21 protein-coding genes are annotated in these 26,012 nt (G+C 67.8%); 18 read left to right on the top strand and 3 right to left on the bottom strand.

The features are described from left to right. Positions 1–54: 54 nt before the first annotated feature. The 7 genes from DYE23_RS18860 (at position 55) to DYE23_RS18830 (ending at position 8,075) form a co-directional block, all read left to right on the top strand. Positions 55–1,065, top strand: a complete 1,011-nt coding sequence (locus tag DYE23_RS18860; protein ID WP_115327881.1) for a LacI family DNA-binding transcriptional regulator — start codon at positions 55–57, stop codon at positions 1,063–1,065. An 89-nt stretch (positions 1,066–1,154) separates the two neighbouring features. Beyond that, a protein-coding gene (locus tag DYE23_RS18855; protein ID WP_372516200.1) for an IS5 family transposase occupies positions 1,155–2,052 on the top strand; the annotation gives its coding sequence in 2 pieces (ribosomal slippage) (positions 1,155–1,501 and positions 1,500–2,052; 900 coding nt in all). A 318-nt stretch (positions 2,053–2,370) separates the two neighbouring features. Further along, on the top strand, positions 2,371–4,314 hold the full coding sequence (locus tag DYE23_RS18850; RefSeq protein ID WP_115327880.1) for a 2-oxoacid:acceptor oxidoreductase subunit alpha: 1,944 nt from the start codon (positions 2,371–2,373) through the stop codon (positions 4,312–4,314). Then, the gene (locus tag DYE23_RS18845) at positions 4,311–5,426 is read left to right on the top strand and encodes a 2-oxoacid:ferredoxin oxidoreductase subunit beta (RefSeq protein WP_115327879.1); all 1,116 of its coding nucleotides are present in this window, start codon (positions 4,311–4,313) and stop codon (positions 5,424–5,426) included. The genes DYE23_RS18850 and DYE23_RS18845 overlap by 4 nt, the downstream gene beginning before the upstream one ends. Positions 5,427–5,470: 44 nt before the next feature. Further along, complete coding sequence (gene mobA, locus DYE23_RS18840; protein ID WP_172527811.1) at positions 5,471–6,094, top strand: molybdenum cofactor guanylyltransferase; 624 nt, start codon at positions 5,471–5,473, stop codon at positions 6,092–6,094. Positions 6,095–7,046: 952 nt separating this feature from the next. Further along, complete coding sequence (locus DYE23_RS18835; protein WP_041788508.1) at positions 7,047–7,367, top strand: transglycosylase family protein; 321 nt, start codon at positions 7,047–7,049, stop codon at positions 7,365–7,367. Between the two features lie 195 nt (positions 7,368–7,562). Beyond that, entirely contained in the window at positions 7,563–8,075 is a 513-nt protein-coding gene (locus tag DYE23_RS18830) for a transglycosylase family protein (RefSeq protein WP_115327878.1), read from the top strand. Between the two features lie 6 nt (positions 8,076–8,081). Here the strand turns inward: DYE23_RS18830 and DYE23_RS18825 are convergent, their stop codons facing one another. Beyond that, positions 8,082–9,248 (bottom strand): FAD-dependent monooxygenase, encoded by a 1,167-nt coding sequence (locus DYE23_RS18825; RefSeq protein WP_115327877.1) that lies wholly within the window; start codon positions 9,246–9,248, stop codon positions 8,082–8,084. 126 nt (positions 9,249–9,374) lie between these two features. Here DYE23_RS18825 and DYE23_RS18820 point away from each other — a divergent pair, with 126 nt between their 5' ends. The 3 genes from DYE23_RS18820 to DYE23_RS18810 are packed head-to-tail and all read left to right on the top strand — an operon-like array spanning position 9,375 to position 11,847. Next, positions 9,375–9,917, top strand: coding sequence for a dimethylamine monooxygenase subunit DmmA family protein (locus tag DYE23_RS18820; RefSeq protein WP_013471345.1), 543 nt, complete (start codon positions 9,375–9,377; stop codon positions 9,915–9,917). Next, on the top strand, positions 9,914–10,873 hold the full coding sequence (locus tag DYE23_RS18815) for a PDR/VanB family oxidoreductase (protein WP_013471346.1): 960 nt from the start codon (positions 9,914–9,916) through the stop codon (positions 10,871–10,873). The genes DYE23_RS18820 and DYE23_RS18815 overlap by 4 nt, the downstream gene beginning before the upstream one ends. Further along, positions 10,870–11,847, top strand: coding sequence for a heme-dependent oxidative N-demethylase family protein (locus DYE23_RS18810; protein WP_172527810.1), 978 nt, complete (start codon positions 10,870–10,872; stop codon positions 11,845–11,847). The genes DYE23_RS18815 and DYE23_RS18810 overlap by 4 nt, the downstream gene beginning before the upstream one ends. A gap of 61 nt (positions 11,848–11,908) precedes the next feature. Here the strand turns inward: DYE23_RS18810 and DYE23_RS18805 are convergent, their stop codons facing one another. Further along, on the bottom strand, positions 11,909–12,127 hold the full coding sequence (locus DYE23_RS18805) for a hypothetical protein (RefSeq protein WP_011893505.1): 219 nt from the start codon (positions 12,125–12,127) through the stop codon (positions 11,909–11,911). Next, positions 12,128–13,465, bottom strand: a complete 1,338-nt coding sequence (locus DYE23_RS18800; RefSeq protein WP_115327875.1) for an ammonium transporter — start codon at positions 13,463–13,465, stop codon at positions 12,128–12,130. 177 nt (positions 13,466–13,642) lie between these two features. Here DYE23_RS18800 and DYE23_RS18795 point away from each other — a divergent pair, with 177 nt between their 5' ends. The 8 genes from DYE23_RS18795 (at position 13,643) to rne (ending at position 25,873) form a co-directional block, all read left to right on the top strand. Beyond that, complete coding sequence (locus tag DYE23_RS18795) at positions 13,643–15,649, top strand: S9 family peptidase (protein ID WP_011893507.1); 2,007 nt, start codon at positions 13,643–13,645, stop codon at positions 15,647–15,649. An 11-nt stretch (positions 15,650–15,660) separates the two neighbouring features. Continuing rightward, positions 15,661–16,917 (top strand): saccharopine dehydrogenase family protein, encoded by a 1,257-nt coding sequence (locus DYE23_RS18790; protein ID WP_115327874.1) that lies wholly within the window; start codon positions 15,661–15,663, stop codon positions 16,915–16,917. A 43-nt stretch (positions 16,918–16,960) separates the two neighbouring features. Continuing rightward, entirely contained in the window at positions 16,961–17,542 is a 582-nt protein-coding gene (locus DYE23_RS18785) for a DUF937 domain-containing protein (RefSeq protein WP_115327873.1), read from the top strand. Positions 17,543–17,596: 54 nt separating this feature from the next. Next, entirely contained in the window at positions 17,597–20,299 is a 2,703-nt protein-coding gene (locus DYE23_RS18780; RefSeq protein ID WP_115327872.1) for a valine--tRNA ligase, read from the top strand. Positions 20,300–20,301: 2 nt separating this feature from the next. Further along, on the top strand, positions 20,302–21,717 hold the full coding sequence (gene folC, locus DYE23_RS18775) for a bifunctional tetrahydrofolate synthase/dihydrofolate synthase (protein ID WP_115327871.1): 1,416 nt from the start codon (positions 20,302–20,304) through the stop codon (positions 21,715–21,717). After that, positions 21,714–22,097 carry a DUF4233 domain-containing protein gene (locus DYE23_RS18770; protein ID WP_011893512.1) on the top strand — a complete coding sequence of 128 codons (384 nt, stop codon included), beginning with the start codon at positions 21,714–21,716 and terminating at the stop codon, positions 22,095–22,097. Before folC ends, DYE23_RS18770 begins: the two co-directional genes overlap by 4 nt. A 10-nt stretch (positions 22,098–22,107) precedes the next feature. After that, on the top strand, positions 22,108–22,518 hold the full coding sequence (gene ndk / locus DYE23_RS18765) for a nucleoside-diphosphate kinase (protein WP_011893513.1): 411 nt from the start codon (positions 22,108–22,110) through the stop codon (positions 22,516–22,518). Positions 22,519–22,828: 310 nt separating this feature from the next. Then, positions 22,829–25,873: a ribonuclease E gene (gene rne, locus DYE23_RS18760; protein ID WP_172527809.1), complete on the top strand. Its 3,045-nt coding sequence runs from the start codon at positions 22,829–22,831 to the stop codon at positions 25,871–25,873. Positions 25,874–26,012: the final 139 nt, after the last annotated feature.

The following is a 26,012-nucleotide window of genomic DNA, read 5'->3' as shown; positions in this document are numbered from 1 at the left end:
AGAAATCCATCAAAAACACCTCACGAGGTGAGGGCTGATCCAGCCGGGAGGGACATGGCGCACCGCTACAAGGTCCGCGAGATCGCCCAGCAGTCGGGGCTGAGCGAGGCGACGGTCGACCGGGTGCTGAACAACCGCCCGGGCGTCCGGGAAAACACGGTCGCCGAGGTCAGGCAGGCCATCGCGGATCTCGACAAGCAGCGGTCCCAGCTTCGCCTGAACGGACGCCGCTACCTCATCGACGTCGTGATGCAGACCCCGCGGCGGTTCTCGGACGCGTTCCGTGCCGCGGTCGAGGCGGAGCTGCCCGCCTTCGCTCCGGCGATGGTGCGGGCGCGCTTCCACCTGTGGGAATCGGGTGAAACCGCCCAGATGGTCGAGGCTCTCGGACGTCTGCGCGGCAGCCACGGCGTGGTGCTCAAGGCCCAGGACGAACCCGAGGTCGCCGAGGCGATCGACCGGCTCGTCGGCTCCGGCGTTCCGGTGGTCACCTACACCACCGATGTGCCGGGGAGTTCGCGCTGCGGCTACGTCGGCATCGACAACCACGGAGCCGGGATGACCGCCGCCTACCTCGTGCAGCAATGGCTCGGCGAGGCCACGTCCGGCGTGCTGATCACCCTCAGTCGCACCGCGTTCCGTGGTGAGGGGGAACGGGAGGTCGGGTTCCGGTCGGCGTTGCGCGGCTCCGGTCGTCCTGTCATCGAGGTCAGCGACAGCGACGGCATCGACGCCACCAACGAGGCGCTCGTGCTGGCCGCCCTGGAGGCCAATCCGGCGGTTGAGGCCGTCTATTCGGTCGGCGGCGGCAATGTCGCCACCGTGAGCGCCTTCGAGCGCTTGAACCGCGTCTGCAGGGTGTTCGTCGCGCACGACCTCGACGCCGACAATCGGCGGCTACTGAGGGAGGGCAGGATCTCGGCGGTGCTGCACAACGACCTGCGTGCCGATGCGCGCCTCGCGGTGCGGTCGATCCTGCAGGAGCGCGGCGCACTGCCGGTCGAGTCCACGAAGCCGGTGCCCATTCAGATCGTCACGCCCTACAACATGCCTCTGCATTTCTGAAGCCGCGATTTCTGAGGCTGTCCCGCACCGTCGGCAGTGCTAGGGCGTGTCTGACAAATGTTTCGGGTGTTTCGGCTGAGACTTAGGGTATGTCGCGGTTTCAGCTGCTCACCGATGCTCAGTGGTCATTGATTGAAGAGCTTCTTCCTGCTCGAACAGGCAAGAAGGGCAGGCCTTTTCGAGATGCCCGGCAGATGCTCGAGGGGATCATTTATCGGTACCGGTGCGGGATCGCCTGGCGAGACGTACCCGAGGTGTTCGGACCGTGGCAGACGATCTGGACCTGGCATCGACGAATGAGTGCCGAGGGCACCTGGGATCTGGTGCTGGCGCGGTTGCTGGCCACCGCCGACCAAGCCGGGATTATCGATTGGTCGGTGTCGGTGGATTCGACGATCGCGCGCGCTCATCAGCACGCCACAAACATCACCCGTGACACAGGGGGCTGGGTCGAATTACACGAATCTGGCGAGCGAGCCGCCTGACCACGGCATTGGCCGCTCCCGCGGCGGGTTGACCAGCAAGATCCATCACCTCGTCGACGGCCATGGACGACCTCTGGTGGTGCTCGTGGGCGCCGGCCAGGCCAACGACGGACCGGTCCTGGAACATTTGCTCGCCCACCTGAAAGTCGAGCGCCGCGGCCCGGGCAGAGCTCGCACCCGGCCCAATCGACTCCGTGGCGATAAGGCCTATTCCAGCCGAGCTACCCGACAGCGGCTGCGTCGACGAGGGATCGTCGCCGTCATTCCCGAACCGTCCGATCAGATCGGCCACCGCAAACGCCGCGGCACCCACGGCGGACGACCACCCGCGTTCGACGCCGAGGACTACAAGGGCCGCAACGTCGTTGAACGCAACTTCAATACCGTAAAACAATGGCGCGGCCTCGCCACCCGCTATGACAAGCTCGCCATCGTCTACCGCGGCGCAGCAGTCCTACGGGCCATCACCCTCTGGCTGCCGCATTTATCAGACACGCCCTAGCTGGGTGCTACTGATTGGTAACTTTTTCTAAGAAACGGCGCGGGCCCCGACATGTCTCGTTGACGTGACGAAAACCACACTTTTGTCTCATCCGTGTCGGGCTCACCGTCCTGATCAGTGCGTTCTGTGAGCGACTGTCGACGCACCCCCCCATCGCCTGGTATAGGACTACCTAAGAGAAGTGCAATAATCGGTACTGACAGTGACACCAATCTTCGGTGAACCACCACTGGCGGTATGTCACCGTGACTTCGGCTCGGTGAGTCCCGCCGGACTCGGCCCCCGACCGCAGCCCGGGGACGATAGGAAGGCAGGCGAGTGGGAGAGAACGGCAACGTGGCCAGCCAAGCGACCTCAGCGCCTCGGCAGAAGCTGGAAAAGGTCGTCATCCGGTTCGCCGGTGACTCCGGTGACGGTATGCAGCTCACGGGCGACCGCTTCACCTCCGAAGCCGCCCTGTTCGGCAACGACCTTGCCACCCAACCGAATTACCCCGCCGAGATCCGCGCGCCCCAGGGCACGCTGCCCGGCGTCTCGTCGTTCCAGATCCAGATCGCCGACTACGACATCCTCACCGCGGGCGACCGTCCCGACGTCCTCGTCGCGATGAACCCCGCCGCGCTGAAGGCCAACGTGTCCGATCTGCCGCGCGGCGGCCTGATCATCGCCAACTCCGACGAGTTCACCAAGCGCAACCTCGCCAAGGTCGGCTACGACGCCAACCCGCTGGAGAGCGACGAACTGTCCGACTACGTCGTCCAGGCCGTCCCGATGACCACGCTCACGCTCGGCGCGGTCGAGGAGATCGGCGCCACCAAGAAGGACGGTCAGCGGGCGAAGAACATGTTCGCGCTCGGCCTGCTGTCCTGGATGTACGGACGCGAGCTGGAGCACAGCGAGGCGTTCATCCGGGAGAAGTTCGCCCGCAAACCCGATGTCGCCGAGGCCAACGTCCTCGCACTCAAGGCCGGGTGGAACTTCGGCGAGACGACCGAGGCGTTCGCGACCACCTACGAGGTCGCTCCCGCCAAGCTCAAGACGGGCGAGTACCGGCAGATCTCCGGTAACACCGCACTGGCGTACGGCATCGTGGCGGCCGGGCAATTGTCCGACCTGCAGGTGGTTCTCGGCACCTACCCGATCACGCCGGCCTCGGACATCCTCCACGAGCTGTCCAAGCACAAGAACTTCAACGTGATGACGTTCCAGGCCGAGGACGAGATCGCCGGTATCGGTGCCGCGATCGGCGCCTCGTATGGTGGCGCGCTCGGGGTGACGAGCACCTCGGGACCCGGCATCTCGCTGAAATCCGAGGCCATCGGCCTGGCCGTGATGACCGAGCTGCCGCTGCTCATCATCGACGTGCAGCGGGGCGGACCGTCGACGGGTCTGCCCACCAAGACCGAGCAGGCGGACCTGCTTCAGGCCATGTTCGGCCGCAACGGGGAGTCCCCGGTCGCGCTGCTCGCGCCGCGCTCCCCGTCGGACTGCTTCGACATCGCCGTGGAGGCCGTCCGGATCGCGATCAACTACCACACGCCGGTGATGATCCTGTCCGACGGCGCGATCGCCAACGGTTCGGAGCCGTGGGCGATCCCGGACATCTCCACCTACGAACCGATCGAGCACACCTTCGCCAAGGAAGGCGAGCCCTTCCAGCCCTACGCCCGCGATCCCGAGACGCTGGCCCGTCAGTTCGCGGTGCCCGGCACCCCGGGTCTCGCCCACCGCATCGGTGGCCTCGAATCCGCGAACGGCTCGGGCAACATCTCCTACGAGCCGAAGAACCACGACCTGATGGTGCGGCTGCGGCAGGAGAAGATCGCCGGTATCACGGTGCCCGATCTCGAGGTCGACGACCCGACCGGGGACGCCGAGCTCCTGCTGCTCGGCTGGGGCTCCAGCTACGGGCCGATCGGTGAGGCCTGCCGCCGGGCCCGCCGCAAGGGCATCAAGGTCGCCCACGCCCAGGTCCGTCATCTCAATCCGTTCCCGGCCAACCTCGGCGACGTGCTCAACAAGTACGCGAAGGTTGTCGTGCCCGAGATGAACCTCGGCCAGCTCGCGCTGCTGCTGCGTGGCCGCTACCTGGTCGACGTGCAGTCGGTGACCAAGGTCGAGGGCATGGCGTTCCTGGCCGACGAGGTCGAGGGCATCATCGACTCGGCGCTGGACGGAACGCTCGGCGACAAGGAAATCGAGAAGGCCAAATTCGCGCGGTTGGCGGCGGCCACCGTCGAGGGTGTGGGAGTGAGCGCATGACAACAGCGAGAAGCGAAGCGGATCGCGCATCGGCCCAGCTCGTCGGTAACGACCTCGGACTGACCCCTGGCGGTCTGACGAAGACCAGCCTGGTGCCCAAGACCGATGCACCGCAGAAGGGCAAGGACTTCACCAGCGACCAGGAGGTCCGCTGGTGCCCGGGTTGCGGTGACTACGTCATCCTCAACACGATCCGCAATTTCCTTCCGGAGCTCGGGCTGCGCCGCGAGAACATCGCGTTCGTCAGCGGCATCGGCTGCTCCAGCCGGTTCCCGTACTACCTGGAGACCTACGGATTCCACTCGATCCACGGGCGTGCGCCGACCATCGCCACCGGACTGGCGCTGGCCCGCGAGGACCTGTCGGTCTGGGTGGTGACCGGTGACGGCGACGCGCTGTCGATCGGCGGCAACCACCTGATCCACGCGCTGCGACGCAACATCAACATCACGATCCTGCTGTTCAACAACCGGATCTACGGTCTGACCAAGGGGCAGTACTCGCCCACGTCGGAGACGGGCAAGGTCACCAAGTCCACCCCGATGGGCTCGCTGGACTACCCGTTCAATCCGGTGTCGCTGGCACTGGGCGCCGAGGCGACGTTCGTCGGTCGCGCGCTGGACTCCGATCGCAAGGGTCTGACCGAGGTGCTGCGCGGCGCGGCCGAGCACCGAGGCGCGGCGCTGGTCGAGATCATGCAGGACTGCCCGATCTTCAACGACGGGTCGTTCGACGCGCTGCGTAAGGAAGGCGCCGAAGAGCGGCTCATCAACCTCGCGCACGGTGAACCGATCACCTTCGGCGCCGACGGCGAGTACTGCGTGGTCAAGTCCGGCTACGGCCTGGAGGTCGCGAAGACCGCCGACGTGTCCGCCGAGGAGATCGTGGTCCACGACGCGACCCTGCAGGACCCCGCGTACGCGTTCGCGTTGTCGCGCCTGTCCGAGCAGAACCTCGACCACATGGTCATGGGCATCTTCCGCCGGGTGAACAAGCCGACCTACGACGACGCCGCCCGGGATCAGATCGCCAGCGCGCGGAGTTCGCGCGCGCACGACACCGCGGCGCTGCAGTCCCTGCTGCGCGGCAAGGACACCTGGACCGTCGACTGATCCGACTCGCTGACGGCCGGTAGCCGCTGCGCTACGGTCACCGTGTGACGTCGTCGCTGTCGTTGGCTGCCGTTGTTCTTGCTGGTGGAGCTTCGCGGCGGATGGGCCGGGACAAGGCCACCCTCGGCGTCGACGGTGGCTCCGGCGCCGGGACGACCATGGTCGAACACGTGGTGTCGGTCGTCGGCGAACGGTGTTCCCCCGTCTTCGTGGTCGCCGCCCCCGGGCAGGCGCTGCCCGCTCTCGATGCCGTCGTGCTGCGCGACGAGGTCGGCGGAGTGGGGCCGCTGTTGGCCACCGGCAGGGGACTGCGCGCGGCGGCCGAGGCCGGCCGCGAATACGCCTTCGTGAGCGCCGTGGACATGCCGGCGCTGACGTCCGACGTGATCGACGTGCTGGCCGGACCTGCCCGCAGTTCGGGTGCCGACGTGGTGCTTCCGTGGGACGGTCGCGACCACTACCTGGCGGGCATCTACCGAACGGCTCTGCACACCGTGGTGTCGGATCTGGTGCAGGCGGGCGCCCGCAGCATGCGCGCGTTCGTCGACCGGGTCGACACCCAGCGCATCGTGCTCCCCGAGCAGCCCGCCCTCGCGAACGTCAACACCGTCGCCGATCTGGAGGCCATCCGGCCGCCGCGGCTCGTCCAGCAAATTCACCATCGATAAAAGGTCAATTGCACTATTTGTTATTGTTATCTGCGCCAGTGAATTAGTGCGCATTCATCCGTGATAAACGAACGCAGAAAAGCGCAACGTGTGCCGTCCGCTGCCGAAAACGTCTGTCCGGTAGGCCATCTCGGCTGTGTTCGACGTGGTCTCCATACTGCGGGGCCATGTTTCGGCGGGTGATCGGCACACAGGCAGAGGGAATACTGTCGATGGCGCTGAGCGAATGCGGCCCCGGGGTGGGTGTGGGTGCTGCCGATCACGCCGGCAGCCGGCGCATGTTCACCGAATGTTCCTGTGCGGCAGTGGAAGTAGCGCGCCTGGATCCTTGAGCCCGTAACCGGGTATGTATGTCGACGAGGGTCAAATACGTTGTCCGGCAATGGCTGTGATGCTTCTCTGGTCGATCTCGCCCCGGTCGATCCTCAGCGAACTGATCGCACAGAATGCGCTCCGTGCGGCGGTTTACGGCACGCCACAGTCGATTTCCGCGATGCGGTGCGAGGGAGGGTGTGTGTGTTCGTGGTCCAGCTCACAAATCGCCGGTGATTTGGCTCACTTTCGGTTTGTCTACGGGCCGCGTCAGGCCCCGCCTCAAACTCGCCGCTGACCTGCAGGGACTGCGGACAACGGCGTCTGTGATCATTCCGTGATCTGCCCGCGACACGTTCTCGATCGAGATGACTTTGCGCGTTTCGGTTTGTAGGTTCCCAAACAGCTCTTACGGAGCAAATAACTCAAAACCACGAACCAGCGTGTGAGTGGAGCCCGGACGGCTGATCAGTCGCCCGTGCTGCCGGGTCCAGGACCCGGCGAGGTCCTCAGCGGCCTCCCCTGTTGTGCCCGACCGAGACGGCACGATCCAACCCCCGCCTGCTACAGGCACCACGCCCGCGTGACACTGCCGTGTCTCGCGGGTGCCGATGGCGCGCGCTCGGCGAAAGGACAGAAGTTGAAGAACATCCGCAATACGTTTGGGCTGGCCACGATCGCCGGTGCACTCGCAGTCGCACCCCTGGCACTGGCCGGCACCGCGAATGCGGACGGCGTCAACTGGGACGCCGTGGCAGCGTGCGAATCGGGCGGTAACTGGTCGATCAACACGGGCAACGGCTACTACGGCGGCCTGCAGTTCACGATGGGTACCTGGCAGTCCAACGGCGGCTCGGGTTCGCCGCACCACGCCAGCCGCGAAGAGCAGATCCGCGTCGCGAACAACGTGCTGCAGACGCAGGGCATCGGCGCGTGGCCGACCTGCGGTGGGCGGGGCTGACCCCTCACACGGTCACGAAGAGGCGGCGCCGACTCCGGTCGGCGCCGCCCTTTTTTCATCCTCAGAGGCCTCTTACGCCATATAAGTAACTACTAAAACTTTTGACGCTCTGGTAACAGGTGACGTTCCTCACCCGACAGTGCAGATAGCCGCATCGTCAAAGACGCGGTCACACGGTCGGGGAAGGACCGCACGATGAATGTTCGCAAGCTTGCAGGTAAGGGCCTGATGGCCGCCGCGATCTCCGGAGCTCTGGCCGTTGTGCCGATGGCGCTCGACGGTGGCACCGCCACCGCGCACGCCGACTCCGTCAACTGGGACGCGATCGCGCAGTGCGAGTCCGGCGGTAACTGGGCCATCAACACCGGTAACGGACACTTCGGTGGCCTCCAGTTCAAGCAGGCCACCTGGTCGGCCAACGGCGGTGTCGGTAACCCGGCGCGCGCTCCGCGGCACGAGCAGATCCGGGTCGCCGAGAACGTCCTGCGCACCCAGGGCATCAAGGCATGGCCGAAGTGCGGTGCGAAGGGCATGGCCGCTCAGGTGTGGGGCAATCCGGCGCCCTCGGCACCGGTGCCTGCGGTGACGCCTGCGGCGACACCGGGCAGGGTCAACGGCTGCGCGACGATGCCGACCTCGGTCTTCGGCGGGATCGTCGACCTGCGCAAGATGTGCACCGCACTGTTCGTCCCGCGCTCCGCGCGCTGAGCGCGGTCAGCGCGCCAGATCCGCGGCCGTCGGCAGAACGAACGCCGACCCGGCCGCGATCCACGCCAGATGTGCGGTGACCATCCGTTCGGGGATCAACGCCGTCGCTCGGCCCGCCAGTCCGCTGAGGACGGCCGGGCGCACGTTGACGATCCTGCCGAGCGTCTGCGCCTCCCGAACGAGCATGCCGACGCGCGGTTTCCGGAATGCCTCGAATCGCTCGAACGCCGTCGGGACATCATCGGCCAACTTCAGGAAGCGGGCCAGGATCGCCGCGTCCTCGATGCCCTGACAGCCGCCCTGGCCCAGATGGGGGCGCATCGGATGCGCCGCATCGCCGATCAGTACCGCGCGCCCGTCTGACCAGCGCGCCGCGCGGGCCCTGTCATAGAGGTCGTTTCGGAGGAGGTCCCCCGGATCGGTCGTCGCGACCAGGCGGGGTATCGGATCCGCCCAGTCGGCGAGCTTGGCCGTCAGATAGGCGTGTTCGCCCCCGGGCGCGCTGCCACCTTCGGCGGTGCGTTCGGTGGCGAACCAGTAGGTGTGGTCTGGGCCCAGCGGCACATGCCCGACCTGGGTGCCCGGGCCGAGCGTCTCGCCGCCCAGTTCGGGATCCAACGGGTGGGCCGCGATTCCGCGCCAGGCGGTGTAGCCGACGTAGCGGGTACGCAACGGTCCGTTGAGAGTCCGAGTCAGCACGGAGTTGACCCCGTCCGCCCCGACCACGGCATCAGACTCGCGGACCTCTCCGTCCGACAGCGTGATGCGCACCGAGGACGCGCCGACGGAAACCCTCGTCGCCGCGAGCCCCGTCCGCACGGTCCCGGCCGGCAGTGCCTCTCGCAAAATGTCGGTCAACCTCGAACGGCGCACCACCACCAGCGGTTCGCCGAGCGCATCGACGATGCGCCGGACCGACGGGCGGCGCACCCACGTTCCGTCGCGCCAGCGGATGGCCCCCGCGGTGACGCGCCCGCCGGCGTCGCGGACGCTGTCGCCGAGCCCGATCTGGTCCAGCGCGGCCAGTGCGTTGGGCCAGAGGCTGATTCCCGAGCCCGCACCGGTGTCGGTCCGCTGCTCGATCACCGAGACGTGATGGCCGGCGCGCTCGAGAGCGACCGCGGCGGCAAGTCCCGAGATGCCGGCGCCGATCACGGAGATGCGCGCTGACATGCAACGACCTTATCGAGGCACGCGTCAAGTGGTCGAGACAGCGTGGTCACACAGCCGAAACGCACGACTGGTTTCCTGAAGGGCAACCCTGTCAACCTGTGGTGTCCCGAAAGGCGTCATTGCCCTATGAGTCCTGCTCTCGAGCTCACCAGTGTGCCCGGCTGGGCCGTGACTTCGACCCGACCGCCCGCCGATACGTCCGGACGCTATTGGACGGTCATCGCCTTCGGGCCGGCCGGGAACGAGGTGGCCCGCGAGTGGAGCGACGACATCTATGCGGCCGGGCGCGAATCCGGACTGAGGATCCACCGGATCGCCGAAGGCGACGCGGACGAGGCGTGCGCGGCGCTCGTCGCGGATCTGGCCGAGGCGCGCGTCGGGTGGCGACTCATGCTGGCCGGGCCCGCGAGCGTCTGTCTGCGGGTGCGGGCCAAAGCGCTGGAATGCAACATCGCCGACGACGAGATGACCATCGCCTCCACCGACACAGGCGGTCGCGACGTGCAGTGCGTGCACTGCCGCACCGTCACCTCGGTGCGGGCCGACCTCGAGGACGTCGTGCCCTGCACCGGATGCGGCCGCAATCTCGTTGTCTACTACCACGTCTCACGACGGCAGGGGGCCCACCTCGGGTTCATGATCGACGCCGAAGAGCAGGTGGCGTCGTGACCGCGCTGAAACTGACCGTCGCCGCAGTCGACGATTCGATCGAGAACGTCCGAACGTTGACGCTGACCCACGTCGACGGTGCACCGCTGCCGTCGTTCACGCCCGGCAGTCACATCGTTGTCGAGTGCGAGGCGCCGGGCCGGCCGACCAACGCCTATTCGCTGACCGGTGACGGAATCGCGCCGGATGCGTACGTGATCTCGGTACTGCGGCGCGCCGACGAAATCACAAGCGGCCCCAGCGGTTCGCAGTGGATCCACGACGAGCTCGCGGTGGGCGACACCCTGATCGCCCGCCCGCCGCGCAGCGCGTTCGCGCCCGTACTACGCGCACGACGACACCTGTTGGTGGCGGCCGGAATCGGGATCACCCCGATGGTGTCGCATCTGCGCAGCGCGAAGCTGTGGGGCCGCGAGACCCGGCTCTACTACATCCACCGCCCGGGCCGCGCAGCCTATGTCGACACGATCCGGGAGCTCACCGACCACGCGTCGATCCACACCGAACGGGCACAGTTCGCCACGGACGTGTCGGTCGCGCTGGCCGACCAGCCGATGGGCACCCACCTCTACGTGTGCGGTCCCGCCGGGTTCATCGAGTTCGTCAGCGCCACCGCCGCGGCGCTGGGCTGGCCCGCGAGCCGAATCCACATCGAGCACTTCGGCTCCGAGGCGCTCGATCCCGGTGAGCCGTTCTCCGTTCGCGTGCGCTCGACCGGTGAGGAATTCCCCGTCGAACCCGGGGTGTCCCTGCTGGAGGCGCTGGAACGCCGCGGCTTCGACATCCCGAACCTGTGCCGACGCGGGGTGTGCGGGGAATGCCGGATCCCGGTGTCCGGCAGCGTGATCACCCATCGCGACCTCTATCTCACCGAAGACGACAAAGTGGCGGGGGACTCGCTGATGGCATGTGTCTCCCGCGCCGACGGCAGCCAGACCTTGGAGGTGGCACTGTGATCTCGGCACCTGACCTGATCGAGACGTTCCCGTTCCCGTTCGCCGCGGACACCTACCGGTACACCACCAACGTCGAGCCCGCGGGTTCGTCGGTGCACACCCCGGCCGGACGGTGGGGCGAGCGGGTAGTCGACATCGACAGCGAGTACGAAACCGAACTCGCCGAGCGCGCCGAGATTCTGGCCGCCGATCCGACCCGCTACGCCGTTCTGCCCCACATGAGGGTCGCGTGCTGGGACGCCATGCTGACCCTGATGCGGGAGATGTCGTCGGCCTACCCGGACACGATGTCGCTCGAGCGGCACGGTGCCGGCTGGCGGTGGCGCAACGACAGACTCGGTATCACACAGGATTTCGTGATCGGTGACGAAACGACGCTGCCGGCCGAACCGCTCGCCTACATCGGCGGCCAGGTCCAGGAGGACATCGTCCTGCTCGATCAGCGCGACGGCGATCTGTTCGGCGACGCCGGCGTGGTGACCTTCACCGCGGACTGGTCGTTCGGCTTCGACGTCGGCATGACGTTCCTGGAAATCCACGGACCGGTGCCGCGGCTCCGCCAGACGGGCGTCATCACGCGCGCCCGTGAGTTCCTGATGCGCCTCCAACCCGGCGAGACCTACCGGCGCACCAACTGGACGCTGACCATCGACCGGCGCCTCGACGTGTCGACCGAGCGCTATTGCGAGTGGGGCCCCGACCGCACCCTGATCCAGACCGTCCCGGACGACGAGTTCGGGCGCCGGGTGCACCTGCGGGTCGAGGTCCAGCACCTCATCCGGCTGCCCGAGTCCGGCTCGATCTGCTTCCTGATCCGGTCCTACATGCTGCCGCTGGCCGACCTGGCCGCGTTCGAACCGTGGCGGCAGCGTGCCGCGGCGGTGCTTGCCGAGCTGCCCGACGACATCGCCGACTACAAGGGCATCATCGCCTACCGCGATCGTGCGGTGGCCTGGCTGCGCAACGCGGGCTGAGACCAGAGACGCGAAATCGCCCCGGATCCAAACGGATCCGGGGCGATTCGTGTTCTCGAACTCAGTAGGCTGTCGGCTCTCCTTCGGCGGCCGGGCCGGGCTCGACCGGCTTGTGGTCGATGATCGCCTTGTAGGCGTGGTTCTCGTGCTGGATCATCCGGACGAAGAATCCGATGAAGAGCACCACTGCGAGGATGAAGAACAACCAGGTGCCGAACGAGTTCCCGCCGAACGTGAAGACGACACCGGGAACGTCATAGCTGTCGATCGGACTGAACATTTATTTCACCTCCTCACCGAGGACGAGCACCGCAGTGCCGCTGCTGGCACGCATCTCGGTGACCGGGATGCCCTCGGGGTAAGGCGTGGCCGGAACCTCCGAGAGATCCAGACCCTGCTCCTCGACCTCCGGCGGAATCCGCAGCAGGCCAGCCTTCTTCAGGCCCAGCGACAGCAGGTAGGCGGGGAGGAATCCCAGTGCCGCGAAGGTGACCGCACCGATCAGCTGACCCCAGAAGGAGATCGACGGGTTGCCGTCGGTGTTGGGGTAGCCGGCCAGGAAGATGCCCGCCATGATCAGCGAGTAGAACCCCATGCCGCCGTGGACGGCGACCGCGCCCACCACGTCGTCGATCTTCATCTTGTCGAGCAGCTTGCCGATGAACGGGATCAGGCCGCCGCCCACCAACGCGATGACGAACGTCAGTGCTGGGTGGTACAGATCCATCCCCGCCGCAACCGCGATGACACCGGCCAGGCCGCCGGAGATCGTCCAGAACGGCTCACCCCGAGAGGTCAGGTAGGCGCCGATGATGCCGCCGGCCAGACCCATCAACGTGTTGAAGGCGAAGGCGCTCAACGTCGTCGGACTGCCGTAGATCGTGGCATAGCCGCCTGGGCCGTAGATGACACAGCCCATCAGGAAGCCGAAGAACCCCGTGAAGATCAGGAACAGTCCGACCATCGTCAACGGCAGGTTGTGCGGTCGGATGGTTACCGCGGTGCCGTCGGGCAGGAACCTGCCGATCCGCGGCCCCAGGTTGATCAGGATGCCCAACGCTGCGAAGCCGGCGATCATGTGCACGCATCCGGCCGCACCGACATCGTGGAAACCCAGCTCGGTCAGCATCCAGCCGGCGCCGTGCCACCCCCAGGACGCACCGATGATCCACACCACCGAGCCGACGAACACGGTCAGGACCAGGAAGCCGCTGGTTCGGATCCGTTCCAGCACAGCGCCCGACATGATCGAACCGGTGGTGGCCGCGAACAGTGCGAAGGCGCCCCAGAAGATACCGCTGGCCGGATCGTCGGTGTTGGGGCCCATGTTGTCGCTCCACGGCAGCGCCGCCTTGGCCGCGTCGTTGAACTCGATGAACCCGCTCGGCATGGAGTTGTAGAGGAACCAGCCGACGAAGAAGAACGACGCGACGATCGTGGCGAACGCGAGCAGATTCTTCGTTGCCGTGGCCAGAACGTTCTTCGATCGGGACGCACCGATCTCATACGCGAGGAAGCCGGCGTGGATGAGCATCATCAGTGCGATGGACATCCAGTAGAAGAACTCGTTGTTGACGGACGCCATCGTCGAGAGGGCGTCCTCCACTTCAGGTGTCAAGGGGGACCTCCGCCTGTCCGGGTGTGGTTCTCGCGAAGTACGCGGGGTTTATTCACAGTGTTCTTGAGGTACTGATGGTGTACGAGGGTTGACGCTAACGTCGGGAATGTGTCCCGCCTGTCAAGGCCGGTTAATTCCGTGTGAAGTCGTCCGCGGTGCTGTGCTACCAAGAAGGGCATGACCGCAGCCCCGGATCCGAATCCGGTATCTCCTACGCCCTTTCACGATCTCGACGAGTTCCTGTCCCTGCCGAGGGTTTCCGGTCTGGCCGTCTCGCGCGACGGCGCCCGGGTGGTGACGACCGTCGCCACGCTCAACGACACGCGCACCGAGTTCGTCAGCGCGCTGTGGGAACTCGACCCGGTCGGTCGCGAACCTGCCCGCCGCATCACCCGCGGCGTCACGGGGGAGTCGGCGCCGGAGTTCACCGCCGACGGCGATCTGCTCTTCCTCGCCGCACGCCCGACCGCCGACGACGACAAGCCGCCCAAGTCGTTGTGGTGTCTGCCCGTCGCAGGCGGTGAGGCCTACGAGGTGTGTCAGATGCCCGGCGGTGTCGACGGCGTCGCCTCCGCCGGTGGCGCCACGGTGGTGGTCTCGTCGATGCTGCCGTCGGCCGTCGACATCGACGCCGACGAGAGGCTGCGCACAGCGCGCAAGGACAACAAGGTGTCGGCTCTGTTGCACACCGGCTATCCCGTGCGGGCCTGGGACCACGACATCGGCCCGGCGCGCACACACCTGTTCGACGCCGATACGAAGCGTGACGTGACTCCCGATCCGGGAGATGCGCTGCGCGACAGTCACTTCGATGTCAGTCCGGACGGCGGCTTCCTGGTGGCCTCCTGGAATGTGCCGGCGCCGGGCGCGGCGTTGCGCAGCACACTGGTGCGCATCGACGTGAACACCGGGGACCGCGCCGTGATCGTCGACGACCCTGAGTCCGACGCCGGATTCCCGGCGATCGCGCCGGACGGGACGTCGGTGGCCTACCTGCGCGAAACCCTCTCCACGCCTCACCACGCCCCGCGAATCACGCTGGCGCTGCTGCATTTCGGTGAAGAGCCTCGGGAGCTGACCGCACACTGGGATCGGTGGCCGACATCGGTGACGTGGTCGGCGGACGGTTCGACACTGCTCGTGACCGCCGACGACGACGGCCGCGGACCGATCTTCGCGGTGGATCCGCAGACCGGGGCGGTCCGGACCCTCGTCTCCGACGACTACACCTACACCGACGTGCGCGCCGCGCCCGGAGGCGTGATCTTCGCGCTGCGCAGTTCTTACGCCGCCCCACAACATCCGGTCCGCATTGATCCCGACGGCACGATCACCGTCCTGGATTGCGTACCGCTGCCGTCGCTTCCGGGCACCCTGACCGAGATCGAGGCCACCGCGGCGGACGGGCAGCGGGTCCGCTCGTGGCTCGTCCTGCCGGAGGGTGACCACCCGGCGCCGCTGCTGCTGTGGATCCACGGCGGCCCGCTGGCGAGCTGGAACGCGTGGCACTGGCGGTGGAACCCGTGGCTGATGGCGGCCGGGGGGTACGCCGTGCTGCTGCCCGACCCGGCACTGTCCACGGGCTACGGCCAGGAGTTCATCGAACGGGGCTGGGGTGCCTGGGGTTTCGCGCCCTACACCGATCTGATGGCCGCCACGGACGCCGCATGCGCCCACCCCCGGATCGACGAGACCCGCACCGCGGTCATGGGTGGATCCTTCGGCGGGTACATGGCCAACTGGATCGCCGGCCACACCGACCGCTTCGCAGCGATCGTCACCCACGCCGGCCTGTGGGCGCTCGACCAGTTCGGTGCCACCACCGACGGCAGCTACTGGTGGTCCCGGGAGATGACCCCGAAGATGGCGAGCGCGAACTCCCCGCACCTCTTCGTCTCCGACATCCGCACCCCGATGCTCGTCATCCACGGCGACAAGGACTACCGGGTGCCGATCGGTGAGGCGCTGCGCCTCTGGTACGACCTGCTGAGCCGCTCGGGACTGCCGGCCGCCGACTCCGGTCCCGAGGCGGGCACCACGCAGCACCGCTTCCTGTACTTCCCGTCCGAGAACCACTGGATCCTGAGCCCGCAGCACGCGAAGCTCTGGTACCAGGTGGTGCTCGGGTTCCTGAACCTCCATGTGCTCGGACAGGACGCCGACGTGCCCGAATTGCTCGGGTAGCGTCGGTGGACATGAGCGAAAACGATCGCGAGCACGACATTGTCCTGTACGGCGCCACGGGATTCGTCGGGAAGCTGACGGCGCAGTACCTGGCCTCGGCGGGCACCGGTGCGCGTATCGCGCTGGCCGGCCGTTCCACCGATCGCCTGCTCGCGGTCCGCGACTCGCTGGGCGAGCAGGCGAAGGACTGGCCGCTGATCGTCGCCGACGCGTCGCAGCCCTCCACGATCAACGCGATGGCCGCGAGCACGCGCGTCGTCGTGACCACCGTGGGGCCCTACCTGCGTTACGGACTGCCGCTGGTGGCCGCGTGCGCGGCGGCCGGCACCGACTACGCCGATCTGACCGGCGAGACCTTGTTCGTCCGCCGGGCCATCGATCTGCACCACAAGCAGGCCGTCGACACCGGTGCGCGCATCGTGCACGCCTGCGGATTCGACTCCATCCCGTCGGATATGACGGTGTTCGCGCTGTACCGCCAGGCCGAGCGTGACGGCACCGGTCAGCTCGGGGACACGAACTTCGTGGCGCGCTCCTTCGCCGGCGGCGTGTCCGGGGGCACCATCGCGTCGATGACCGAGCTCGCCCGGGAGGCGTCGCTCGATCCGGAGGCGCGGCGACTGCTCAACGACCCGTACACCCTGACCCCCGACCGCGGGGCCGAGCCCGAACTCGGGCCGCAACCCGACGCGCGGTGGCGGCGCGGCCGCGAGATCGCCCCCGAACTCGACGGCTACTGGGTCGGCGCATTCGCGATGGCGCTGCCGAACACCCGCGTCGTGCGGCGCAGCAACGCGCTGCTCGACTACGCGTACGGCAGGCGCTTCGAGTACGCCGAGCTGATGAGCACCGGCCGCTCCATCGGGGCACCCGTGCTCGCGGCCGTGGCGACGGCCGGCAACGCCGCGACGATGCAACTGGGCAGCCGCTTCCTCAACCGCGTGCCGCGTGCCGCACTCGAACGCGTCCTGCCCAAACCCGGCACCGGCCCGAACGAACAGACCCGCGAGCGCGGGCACTACACGGTCGAGACCTACACCACGACCTCGACGGGTGCCCGCTACGTCGCCCGGATGTCCCAGAACGGCGACCCCGGGTACAAGGCGACCGCGGTGCTGCTCGGCGAGAGCGGCCTGGCGCTGGCGTTGGACCGCGACAAGCTGTCGGACCTGCGCGGAATCCTGACCCCGGCCGCCGCGATGGGCGACGCCCTGCTCGCCAGGTTCCCGGGCGCGGACGTGTCGCTGGACGTGTCACGGCTGAACTGACCGAATCCGTCCCACAGCCGGTGCGCGGGACTACCGTCGGACCATGACCGACCTCGACGATCTGTACTCCGAGATACCCACCCAGCAGATCGCGCAGCGGCTGGGTGCCGACGAGCGCGAGGTCGGTGATGCGGTCAAAACCCTGTTGCCGGTGCTCGTCGGTGGGCTGCAGCACAACGCCGCGGACCCGGGGACCGCATCCGCCATCGCCTCGGCCGCCAACAACCACGCAGGGCTTCTGGACGGCGGCGTCGACGTCGAGCAGGTCGACGAGGCCGACGGGTCGAAGGCCGTCGCCAAGATCTTCGGCGGAAACGACACCGGTCAGGTCGCGGCCGCTCTGTCCGGCGGCGGCGCCGGCAACAGCGACCTGATCAACAAATTGCTGCCGATCCTCGCCCCGATAGTGCTGGCCTACCTCGGCAGGAAACTCTCCGGCGGACAGAGCACACCCGGCGGGTCCGGCGGCGGGCTCACCGACATCCTCGGCGGGATCCTGGGCGGTGGGCAAGGCGCCGGCGGGGGCGACAACCCGCTCGGCGGCATCCTGGGCAGTGTGCTCGGCGGCGACAAGGGCGGGCCCCTCGGAAACATCCTGGGTGGATTGCTGGGCGGCAGGAAGTAGGGCGGCCCGTCGGGCGCGACGCGGCACCTCGCGGACACTTCCTAGAATGGCGCGGTGACTTCCCAGCCCCATGCCAACGGTGACGCGCGCAGCGTCTCGGAGCTCGATGCCCTGCCCAAGTCCTGGGACCCGGGGACGGTGGAGAGCGATCTGTACGACGGCTGGGTCGAGGCCGGCTACTTCACCGCCGACCCCTCCAGCGACAAACCGGCGTACTCGATCGTGCTGCCGCCGCCCAACGTGACGGGCAGCCTGCACATGGGGCACGCCCTGGACCACACGCTGATGGATGCGCTCACCCGGCGCAAGCGCATGCAGGGCTACGAGGTGCTGTGGCTACCCGGCATGGACCACGCGGGCATCGCCACCCAGAGCGTCGTGGAAAAGCAGCTGGCCGCCGACGGGAAGACCAAGGAGGACTTCGGCCGCGAGCTGTTCATCGACAAGGTCTGGGACTGGAAGCGCGAGTCCGGCGGCACCATCGGCGCGCAGATGCGCCGCATCGGTGACGGCGTCGACTGGAGCCGGGACCGCTTCACAATGGACGACACGCTGTCGCGCGCGGTGCGCACGATCTTCAAACGGCTCTTCGACGCCGGGCTGATCTACCAGGCCGAGCGGCTGGTGAACTGGTCGCCGGTACTGGAGACGGCGATCTCCGATCTCGAGGTCAAGTACGAGGACGTCGAGGGCGAGCTGGTGTCGTTCCGGTACGGCTCGATGGACGACTCCGAACCGCACATCGTCGTCGCGACCACCCGGCTGGAGACCATGCTCGCCGACACCGCGATCGCGGTGCACCCCGAGGACGACCGTTACCGCGAACTCGTCGGCACGACGTTGCCGCACCCGTTCCTCGACACCGAACTGATCGTGGTCGCCGACTCTCACGTCGACCCTGAATTCGGCACGGGCGCAGTCAAAGTCACCCCCGCCCACGACCCGAATGACTTCGAGATCGGCCTGCGGCACCAGCTGCCGATGCCCACGATGCTCGACACCAGGGGCCGCGTCGCCGGCACCGGGACGCAGTTCGACGGCATGGACCGCTTCGAGGCGCGCGTCGCGGTGCGCGAGGCACTGGCCGAACAGGGACGCATCGTCGCGGAGAAGCGTCCGTACCTGCACAGCGTCGGTCACTCCGAGCGCAGCGGGGAGCCGATCGAGCCGCGTCTGAGCCTGCAGTGGTGGGTCCGGGTGGAAACGCTGGCCAAGGCCGCCGGTGACGCGGTTCGCAACGGCGACACCGTGATTCATCCAGCCAGCCTGGAGCCCCGGTGGTTCGCGTGGGTGGACAACATGCACGACTGGTGCATCTCGCGGCAGCTGTGGTGGGGTCACCGGATTCCGATCTGGCACGGTCCGAACGGTGAGACGGTGTGCGTCGGGCCCGACGAGACCCCGCCGGAGGGCTGGGAGCAGGACCCCGACGTGCTCGACACGTGGTTCAGCTCGGCGCTGTGGCCGTTCTCGACGATGGGCTGGCCTGACCACACGCCGGAACTCGCGAAGTTCTACCCGACCACCGTGCTGGTCACCGGCTACGACATCCTGTTCTTCTGGGTGGCGCGGATGATGATGTTCGGCACGTTCGTCGGCGGCGACCCGGCCATCACCGGCGACGGTGCCGCGAAAAAGTCCAGTCCGCAGGTTCCTTTCAAAAACGTGTTCCTGCACGGGCTGATCCGCGACGAATTCGGCCGCAAGATGAGCAAGTCGCGGGGCAACGGCATCGATCCGCTGGACTGGGTGGAGACGTTCGGCGCCGATGCGCTGCGGTTCACCCTCGCCCGCGGCGCCAGCCCCGGCGGCGATCTCGCGATCGGTGAGGACCACGCCCGCGCGTCGCGCAACTTCGCGACCAAGCTGTTCAACGCCACCCGCTTCGCACTCCTGAACGGGGCCAGCCCCGCACCGTTGCCGCCGACCGCCGAACTCACCGACGCCGACCGGTGGATCCTCGGCAGGCTCGAAGAGGTCCGCGCAGACGTCGACGCCGCGTTGGACAACTACGAGTTCAACCGGGCCTGCGAGGCGCTCTACCACTTCGCGTGGGACGAGTTCTGTGACTGGTATCTGGAGTTGGCGAAAGTCCAACTCGGACAGGAAGACCCGCAGACCGCTCGCACCACGGCGGTGCTGGCCACCGTCCTGGACGTGTTGCTCAAACTGCTGCACCCGGTGATGCCGTTCGTCACCGAGGTGCTGTGGAAGACCCTGACCGGGGGAGAGTCCCTGGTGATCGCGGACTGGCCGACCGCCACCGGCTTCGCGCCCGATCATGCTGCGGCGCAACGGATCACCGATATGCAGAAGCTGATCACCGAGGTGCGGCGGTTCCGCAGCGATCAGGGTCTGGCCGACCGGCAGAAGGTTCCGGCCCGGCTGTCGGAGGTCTCGGCCGCGGGTCTGGACGCGCACGTGCCCGCGGTCACCGCGCTGGCGTGGTTGACCCCGCCGGCAGAGGGCTTCACCCCGTCGGCGTCGGTGGAGGTGCGGCTGTCCGCGTCGACCGTCGTCGTCGAGGTCGACACCTCGGGCACCGTGGACGTGGACGCGGAACGCCGCAGGCTGGAGAAGGATCTGGCCGCCGCCCAGAAGGAGCTGGCCGGGACCTCGGCCAAGCTCGGCAACGACGCGTTCCTGGCCAAGGCTCCCGCCGACGTGGTCGACAAGATCCGGGCACGCCGACAGGTGGCGGGCGAAGAGGTGGACCGGATCACGGCACGTCTCTCGGCGCTCCCGGCCGGCGAATAGCCATGTCCGCAGCCGAGCCCACACCCGACGAGATCGCCGCCCTGCTGCAGGTCGAGCACCTGCTCGACCAGAGGTGGCCCGAGACCAAGATCGAGCCCGGCACCGGCCGGATATCGGCGCTGCTGGAGATGCTCGGATCAACGCAGCAGGGGTATCCGTCGATCCACATCGGCGGGACCAACGGCAAGACGTCGGTCGCCAGGATGGTCGATGCGCTGTTGACGGCATTCAGCCGGCGCACCGGACGCACCACGAGTCCACACCTGCAGTCGGCGGTCGAACGCATCTCCATCGACGGCGTGCCGATCAGCCCGGCGGCCTATGTGGACACCTATCGCGAGATCGAGCCGTTCGTCGAGCTCGTCGACCAGCAGTCCGAAAGCGCGGGCGGGCCCAAGATGAGCAAGTTCGAGGTCGTCACCGCGATGGCGTTCGCCGCGTTCGCCGACGCGCCCGTCGACGTGGCCGTCGTCGAGGTCGGGCTGGGCGGACGGTGGGACGCCACCAACGTCGTCAACGCCCCGGTTGCCGTCATCACACCGATCGGGGTGGATCACGTCGACTATCTCGGCGGCACGATCGCCGAGATCGCCGGCGAGAAAGCCGGAATCATCACCCGACAGGCCGACGATCTGGTTCCCACCGACACCGTCGCGGTGCTGGCCCGTCAGGTGCCCGAAGCGATGGAGGTACTGCTCGCCGAGGCGGTACGCGCCGATGCCGCTGTGGCGCGCGAGGATTCGGAGTTCGCGATCCTGGGTCGCCAGGTGGCGATCGGCGGGCAGCTGCTCGAGCTTCAGGGCCTCGGCGGCGTGTACACCGACATCTTTCTGCCGCTGCACGGAGAACACCAGGCGCACAACGCCGTGGTCGCCCTCGCCGCGGTCGAGGCGTTCTTCGGCGCCGGCGCCGACCGCCAGCTCGACGTCGACACCGTCCGCGCCGGTTTCGCAGCGGTCACCTCGCCGGGACGACTGGAGCGGATGCGCAACGCCCCAACGGTTTTCATCGACGCGGCGCACAATCCGGCAGGCGCGGCAGCGTTGTCGGAGGCACTCCGCGACGAATTCGACTTCCGGTATCTCGTCGGCGTGGTGTCGGTGATGGGGGACAAGGACGTCGACGGCATCCTGGCCGCGCTCGAACCCGCGCTCGACCAGATCGTCGTCACCCACAACGGGTCACCGCGTGCCCTGGAGGCCGCGGCGCTGGCCGTCAAGGCCGAGGAGATCTTCGGTCCCGAACGTGTCATCACCGCGGCGACCCTGCCGGACGCGATCGAGACGGCCACCGCCGTGGTCGAGGATTCCGGAAGCGACGGGGACGCCGCGGGGATGAGCGGCGCGGGGATCGTGATCACCGGATCGGTGGTCACCGCCGGTGCTGCGCGCACCCTCTTCGGAAAGGACCCCGCATGAGCACACCGCCGCCGGATCCGTGGAAGAGCTTCCGCGGGGTGATGGCCGGAACCCTGATCCTGGAAGCGATCGTGGTGCTCCTCGCGCTGCCCGTGGTGGGCGCCGTGGGGCCGGGCCTGACCCCGTTCTCGACGGCCTATGTCATCGGCTTCGCCGTGCTGCTGGTGGTGATGGCCGGCGTCCAAGGCAGGGGGTGGGCGATCTGGGCGAACGTCGGCGTTCAGCTGCTTCTGGTGGCGGGGTGGTTCCTCTATCCGGGCGTGGGCTTCATCGGACTGCTCTTCTTCGTGGTGTGGCTGCTGATCGCCTACCTGCGGGCGGAGGTGCTGCGCCGGCAGAAGCGGGGCCTGCTTCCGGGGCAGTCCGGCGGGGACCACTAGTCTGTCTGGCGTGACTGAGCGAACTCTGGTCCTGATCAAGCCCGACGGTGTGCAGCGCCGCCTCATCGGAGAGATCATCAGCCGAATCGAGGCCAAGGGCCTGGCGATCGTCGCGCTGGAGCTGAAGAACGTCGGCGATGACACCGCCCGCGCGCACTACGCCGAACACGAGGGCAAGCCGTTCTTCGCCTCGCTGCTGGAGTTCATCACCTCCGGTCCCGTCGTGGCAGCCGTGCTGGAAGGCCCCCGGGCCATCGCGGCGTTCCGGCAACTCGCCGGTGGAACCGATCCCGTGGAGAAGGCGATCCCCGGCACCATCCGTGGCGACCTGGGTCTGGAAACCCAGTTCAACCTGGTGCACGGGTCCGATTCGCCGGACTCGGCGGCGCGGGAGATCGCGCTCTGGTTCCCCGGTCTGTGAGCCCGCTGGATCCGAGCTGACCCAGCCTTCGCGGTTCACTCCTCGCGGTGTGGGATAATGGTCGAGGGTGACCGGCCTTACAACCCGGGTCGGCCATCCGAATGAAGACTTCGACGAGCGCGACCACCGCTACCCCGGTGCGGCGCAGACCCGTCCGGCCATCATTCAGACAGGCGCCGAGAACGTTCCTCAGGGATCACTCGGCGCGAGACCATTACAAGTCCGGGAGTAGGTAGCCCGGATACAGAATCGGAAGCCCTCGCGTGGCCGCGTCAGCAAAGTGACGCGCCCGGGGGCTTGAGGAGAATACGTGGCTGACAATGAGAACTTGCAGGATTCGAACCACGAACTTGGGGAAGAGCCCCAGCGCTTAGCTGAGACGCCCTCGCAGGCGAAGAGCGCTCCGGCGTCCGAGAAGCTCCGGGTTCATTCGCTGGCGCGGGTGCTGGGCACCACGAGCCGTCGCATCATCGACGCACTGGCCGAGCTCGACGGCCGGGCCCGCAGCGCGCATTCGACGGTGGGTCCCGACGAGGCCGACCGGGTGCGCGAGGTGTTGGCCGCTCCGGAACCGGAGACCACCCCGGAGCAGGTGACCGAGGTCGCCACCGACGCCGTCGAAGCCCAGGCCGAGCCCCAGCCCGAAGCCCAGGCCCAGTCCGAAGCCCAAGCCCAGCCCCAGCCCGGGCCTGAGGCGCCGGCCCCGGAGGCACCTGCCGAGGAGGAGCCGGAGTCCCGGCTGATCCTGGAGACGCCGTCCGCACCGTCGACCGCCGAGCCTGCCGACTACCTGCCGCTGTTCGTCGCGCCCCAACCGGTCCGGTTCGAGGACCGTTACGAGGACAGCGATGACGACGATGAGGACGCGTCCGACTCCGACGATTCCGACGACTCGGATTCCGACTCCGATGACGACCAGTCGGGTCGGCCCGCGGCCAAGCGGCGCCGGCGCGGCCGGCGCGGTCGTGGGCGCGGACGCGGCGAACAGAACGGCGACGAGCCCTCCGACGCCGACGGCGATTCAGACGGTGACGCCGAAACGGAGAAGGCCCGGTCGGACGACTCCGAGGACGACAACGGCGAGGACGACAACGGCGATGACGACGGCGCGGGCGGTGACGCCGGCACCCGTAGACGGCGCCGCCGCCGCCGGCGCAAGTCCGGATCCGACGACGACAACGGTTCCGGCGGATCACCCGACGACCCCCCGAACACCGTCGTCCACGAGCGTGAGCCGCGGAAATCCGGACGGGCCGACAAGGGCGACAAGAGCGACGAGATCCAGGGGATCAGCGGTTCGACCCGCCTGGAGGCCAAACGTCAGCGCCGCAGGGACGGGCGCGACGCGGGACGACGCCGACCGCCGATCCTGTCGGAGGCCGAGTTCCTGGCCCGGCGCGAAGCCGTCGAACGCACGATGGTCGTCCGGGACAAGGTCCGCACCGAGCCCCCGCACGAAGGCGCGCGGTACACCCAGATCGCGGTCCTCGAAGACGGCGTGGTGGTCGAGCATTTCGTGACGTCGGCAGCCCAGGTGTCACTGGTCGGCAACATCTACCTCGGCATCGTGCAGAACGTGCTGCCGTCGATGGAGGCGGCGTTCGTCGACATCGGCCGCGGCCGCAACGGCGTGCTCTACGCCGGTGAGGTGAACTGGGAGGCGGCCGGTCTCGGCGGCGCCCAGCGCAAGATCGAACAGGCGCTCAAGCCGGGCGACTACGTCGTCGTCCAGGTCAGCAAGGACCCCGTCGGTCACAAGGGCGCCCGGTTGACGACCCAGGTGTCCCTGGCCGGGCGGTACCTCGTCTACGTGCCGGGTGCATCGTCGACCGGCATCAGCCGCAAGCTGCCCGACACCGAGCGGCAACGGTTGAAGGAGATCCTGCGCGAGGTCGTCCCGTCCAACGCCGGCGTCATCATCCGCACGGCGTCCGAGGGCGTCAAAGAAGACGACATCCGTACCGACGTCGAACGCCTGCAGAAGAGGTGGACCGACATCGAGGCCAAGGCCGCCGAGGTCACGGCGAAGAAGGCCGGGGCAGCGGTCGCGCTCTACGAGGAACCCGATGTTCTCGTCAAGGTCATCCGCGACCTGTTCAACGAGGACTTCTCGAACCTGATCGTCTCCGGTGACCAGGCCTGGAAGACGATCGACGACTACGTGACCGCTGTGGCCCCGGAGCTGCTGCCCCGGATCACCCGGTACGAACCTGCCGGATCTCCCGAAGCCGGCACGGCCCCCGACGTCTTCGCCGTACACCGCATCGACGAACAGCTGGCCAAGGCGATGGACCGCAAGGTGTACCTGCCGTCGGGCGGAACGCTGGTGATCGACCGCACCGAGGCCATGACGGTCGTCGACGTCAACACCGGCAAGTTCACCGGTTCGGGGGGCAACCTCGAACAGACGGTCACCCGGAACAACCTGGAGGCCGCCGAGGAGACCGTGCGGCAGCTCCGGTTGCGTGACATCGGCGGCATCGTCGTCATCGACTTCATCGACATGGTGCTGGAGTCGAATCGCGACCTGGTGCTGCGCAGGCTGACCGAGGCCCTCGCCCGGGACCGCACCCGCCACCAGGTGTCGGAGGTGACGTCGCTGGGCCTGGTCCAGTTGACCAGGAAGCGTCTGGGCACCGGCCTGATCGAGGCCTTCTCGACGACCTGCACGCACTGCTCCGGGCGGGGCATCATGCTGCACGGTGATCCGGTCGATTCGTCGTCGGGCTCCAACGGTCGCAAGGCCGACTCCGGGGGCGGCGGCAACGGCGGCGGGGGCGGTGGCAGTGGCCGTCGCAGCCGGCGCGGCAAGCGCGGCGCGAAGCCCGAGCCCGAGGTCCAGGTCACGAAGGTCCCGGCCCATCTGCCGGGAGAGCATCCGATGTTCAAGGCGATGGCTGCAGCCAACGGCAAGGACGAGGACGGCGAGGACGGCCAGGACGGCGAGGAACGCGACGACGTCTCGCTGGCGCCGGAGGAGGTCGCCGAGATCGACGCCGATGCGACACCGACGGTGGCCGACACCGACGACGAGTTCGGCGACGACTCCGAGGACGACGACTCCGAGGACGAGGACTCCGAGGACGAGGACTCCGACGAGGACTCCGATGTGGACGAGATCGACCTCGACGATGACGACGAGGACGAGGACGACGACATCGATGAACTCGACGAGGACGAGGACTCCGACGACGAGGACGACGACGAGGATGACGACTCCGACTTCGACGACGACGACGACGAGGATGAGGACTCCGATGAGGACGATGAGGAGGAGCCCGTAGCCGCCGCTCCGGTGGGCAGGCACCGCAGGCGCGCCGCGGCGCGTCCGGCGGGTCCGCCGATCCGAGACTGAGCGGTTTGATTCTCTACCCGCTGGTCACGTACCCTTGACCAGTTGTCTCCAGGGCCTGCCTACGGCGGGCCGGAGACGGGACGAAGATCCCGCACCCAGACCCGCACGCACACCCAGGTGATGCGCGCCCGCACGCGAA

Origin of the sequence: Mycolicibacterium gilvum (genome assembly GCF_900454025.1) — a bacterium.
In the GTDB taxonomy this organism is placed as follows: domain Bacteria; phylum Actinomycetota; class Actinomycetes; order Mycobacteriales; family Mycobacteriaceae; genus Mycobacterium; species Mycobacterium gilvum.
Note: the sequence above shows the minus strand (reverse complement) of the source record. Positions and strands in the feature narration are given on the sequence as shown.

Bases quoted from the DNA above. Each gene is read 5' to 3' on its own strand.
- DYE23_RS18785 (WP_115327873.1), top strand. From the start codon at position 16,961: ATGACCGACCTCGACGATCTGTACTCCGAGATACCCACCCAGCAGATC.
- DYE23_RS18820 (WP_013471345.1), top strand. From the start codon at position 9,375: ATGAGTCCTGCTCTCGAGCTCACCAGTGTGCCCGGCTGGGCCGTGACT.
- folC (WP_115327871.1), top strand. From the start codon at position 20,302: ATGTCCGCAGCCGAGCCCACACCCGACGAGATCGCCGCCCTGCTGCAG.
- DYE23_RS18790 (WP_115327874.1), top strand. From the start codon at position 15,661: ATGAGCGAAAACGATCGCGAGCACGACATTGTCCTGTACGGCGCCACG.
- DYE23_RS18805 (WP_011893505.1), bottom strand. From the start codon at position 12,127: ATGTTCAGTCCGATCGACAGCTATGACGTTCCCGGTGTCGTCTTCACG.
- DYE23_RS18830 (WP_115327878.1), top strand. From the start codon at position 7,563: ATGAATGTTCGCAAGCTTGCAGGTAAGGGCCTGATGGCCGCCGCGATC.
- DYE23_RS18825 (WP_115327877.1), bottom strand. From the start codon at position 9,248: ATGTCAGCGCGCATCTCCGTGATCGGCGCCGGCATCTCGGGACTTGCC.
- DYE23_RS18770 (WP_011893512.1), top strand. From the start codon at position 21,714: ATGAGCACACCGCCGCCGGATCCGTGGAAGAGCTTCCGCGGGGTGATG.
- DYE23_RS18860 (WP_115327881.1), top strand. From the start codon at position 55: ATGGCGCACCGCTACAAGGTCCGCGAGATCGCCCAGCAGTCGGGGCTG.
- DYE23_RS18795 (WP_011893507.1), top strand. From the start codon at position 13,643: ATGACCGCAGCCCCGGATCCGAATCCGGTATCTCCTACGCCCTTTCAC.
- DYE23_RS18845 (WP_115327879.1), top strand. From the start codon at position 4,311: ATGACAACAGCGAGAAGCGAAGCGGATCGCGCATCGGCCCAGCTCGTC.